3 protein-coding genes are annotated in these 2807 nt (G+C 39.7%); 2 read left to right on the top strand and 1 reads right to left on the bottom strand.

Annotated features, from left to right (window positions below; translation table 11 throughout):
* Positions 1-107 precede the first annotated feature (107 nt).
* The gene (gene glyQ / locus CUN59_RS19695) at positions 108-992 is read left to right on the top strand and encodes a glycine--tRNA ligase subunit alpha (RefSeq protein ID WP_104389426.1); all 885 of its coding nucleotides are present in this window, start codon (positions 108-110) and stop codon (positions 990-992) included.
* Positions 993-1071: 79 nt separating this feature from the next.
* Here the strand turns inward: glyQ and CUN59_RS19690 are convergent, their stop codons facing one another.
* Positions 1072-1875, bottom strand: coding sequence for a lipase family protein (locus tag CUN59_RS19690; protein WP_104389425.1), 804 nt, complete (start codon positions 1873-1875; stop codon positions 1072-1074).
* Between the two features lie 494 nt (positions 1876-2369).
* Here CUN59_RS19690 and CUN59_RS19685 point away from each other — a divergent pair.
* A partial coding sequence (locus tag CUN59_RS19685; protein WP_104389424.1) for a DUF4079 domain-containing protein occupies positions 2370-2807 on the top strand: 438 nt, incomplete at its 3' end.

Here is a 2807-nt window from a genome sequence, read left to right as displayed (position 1 = left end):
TTTCAATCTTTTTTTGGGGTGGATTTTTATTTGGTTGAAACCTGCTCATAATGCTGGGTTTAGTCCACAATGGGTTAGACATTGTTGACTTAAGGAAGAAGTAGATAGTGAATTTTCAGTCAGTAATAGCGATATTGCATCAGTTTTGGGGAGATCGTGGTTGCTTGATTGCCCAGCCCTATGATATGGAGAAGGGGGCGGGTACTAAGAATCCCCATACTTTTTTGAGGGCTTTGGGTCCTGAGCCTTGGTCTGTGGCTTATGTTGAGCCTTGTCGTCGTCCGACTGATGGACGTTATGGGGAAAATCCGAACCGGTTTCAGCATTACTATCAATATCAAGTGTTGATTAAACCTTCACCGGATGATATTCAGGAGATTTACCTTGATTCTTTAAGGGCTTTAGGGATTTGTCCTGAAGATCATGATATTCGTTTTGTGGAGGATAACTGGGAAGATGCAACGGTCGGTGCTTGGGGTACTGGCTGGGAAGTATGGTTAGATGGAATGGAAATTACCCAGTTTACTTATTTCCAGCAGTGTGGAGGTATTGATTGCCGTCCTGTATCTATTGAGATTACCTATGGTTTAGAGCGGTTGGTGATGTACCTTCAGCAAGTGGAGGCCATTACTAAGATTCAGTGGACGGATGATCTTACTTATGGGGATGTACATCTTCAGGGTGAGATTGAGCAGTGTACTTATAATTTTGAAGCGTCGAATCCTGAGATGTTGCTGACTTTGTTTGGTTTATATGAGCAAGAAGCTACTCAGTTAACGGAACGAGGGCTGGTTTTACCGAGTTTGGACTATGTAATTAAGTGTTCTCATGCTTTTAATTTGCTGGATGCCAGAGGTGTAATTTCTGTGACGGAACGGACTCGTTATATTACAAGGATTCGGCATTTGGCTAGAAAGGTGGCTCATCTATATGTTCAGCAACGGGAAAAGCTGGGATTTCCACTGCTGATGAATACTGTGGCTATAAGATAGAAATGGGAGTTGGCGTTACCAGTTTAAATTGGTAACGCACAAAATTTTAGGTGCTGTTGCTTTTTTTGCAAGAGTTATGCTATGCAAAAGGATTTTTATTCAGATTTTTCTCAATGCCTTTGATATAAGCATCCATGTCATGATCTTTGATGTTATCAAGACCGGGTTTTCCTAAATCTTCTATTGAGCCTTTAACTCTATCTTTAAATTCATTCCACCAACGGATATCTTTGTGGAGGTTTTTGGCGGCATCAAGATACAAAAATGAGCCTATGTGTTTATATCCCATGGCACTGAGGGGAACACGGGTCACAATGTCGTTATTGTGAACAAAGCGGAAACTGGATAGTTTGTATTTGGCATCGAATCTTTCCGCAAATTTGGTATCTCCAGTGCGGGGTTGTCCAAAGGTATATAAACCGTGTACTGGTTGATTAAGATCGTACATTTTAGCTACACCTAATGTAGCTAAAGCAGCGCCCAGACTATGACCTGCAAACCAGATTGTTTGATCTTGAGTTTGAAATTCTTGAATGGTTTTGATGGTATCACCCCAGGCATAATCAATGGCTGCCAAAAATCCACGATGGACTTTCCCTAACGGGTGCGCTGTGAATCTAAGTTTTATATCACTCATCAAATCTTGCATTTTGCTGGGTTCTGTGCCTCGAAAGGAAATAATAATCTTTTCATCATCTCCAGCAACGAAGCATTGAGTTTCGTTTTTATCAATAAAGCGAACATTGGGCATTTTCCACCCATTCTTGACGGTATGTTCTACATCCTTCGATGGTTTGTAGGCAAGTTTAGCAGCTTGCGCTAATAAGTAGGCATTTTTAGCACTGTATTTAGTGGCTTTAGGTTCAAAATTGATCTCTATCATTGCTTGATTGACTCTCTTTTAAAGTTGAAAAAACAGGCGTTACTGAAACTAAGTATGAATTTAGCAAATCAGCAACGCCAAAAAACAAAAACATAAATTCCAAGTCTTGTAGACATCTTTTAACAACAGAAAATTGTCTGCTGATACCATCTTGCTCTCTTTGGTGTTTTATGGGTAAGCAAAATTTAAGATGGTCTATTTGATAACTTTTTACTTTATGCTCATGTTAAAATCTCTGTGCATTGGCAAGTTTTTTTGTATTTGATTGATTGTCAATTTATTGACTACTGCCGATAGTATTACTTAATCTTTAAAAGAAATGAGATTTTTTTAAATTTTCTTAATAATTAGGGTTTAATGACGGAAAATGAATTTTTTATGTTGATCATAGATAGAGATCATAAAAATTTCTAGTATTATTAATCATTGGTTAAACTACTTACGTCTTCCATAGGTTAACAGGACTTACGCAACTGGCTACGTTGGTAGAGAAGATGGCAGAAAGATTGAGTCAACTGTTAGAACCCATTGCAGCCTGGTTTCGTTCTTTGGGTGTTCCTGAAGTGATTGTGCATTGGGGACATCCAGCGATGATGGGGATTGTGATTTTTGTGGTGGGAACTTTTGTGGGTGTGACGGGTTGGCGTGGTAAGTTGCTGGAGGGTAAGGATAAGGAGGCGGCAACTCAAAGCCGTAATGCTCATCGTCAATTAGCTCCTTGGTTGTTTGTATTTTTGGCGGGGGGATATACTGGTGGGATTTTGTCGCTGGTGATGCAGAAAAAACCTTTGTTGGAAAGTCCTCATTTTTGGACAGGTTCAGTGGTGTTGATACTGTTATTAATTAATGGTGTGATTTCTCTGAGTGGATTTTTTGGAGATAGGGCTGGGTTGCGTGCTGTTCATGCTTATCTAGCAGTAAACCAAAAAGTT

The sequence above is a fragment of the Cuspidothrix issatschenkoi CHARLIE-1 genome, from assembly GCF_002934005.1.
GTDB lineage: Bacteria > Cyanobacteriota > Cyanobacteriia > Cyanobacteriales > Nostocaceae > Cuspidothrix > Cuspidothrix issatschenkoi.
Note: the sequence above shows the minus strand (reverse complement) of the source record. Positions and strands in the feature narration are given on the sequence as shown.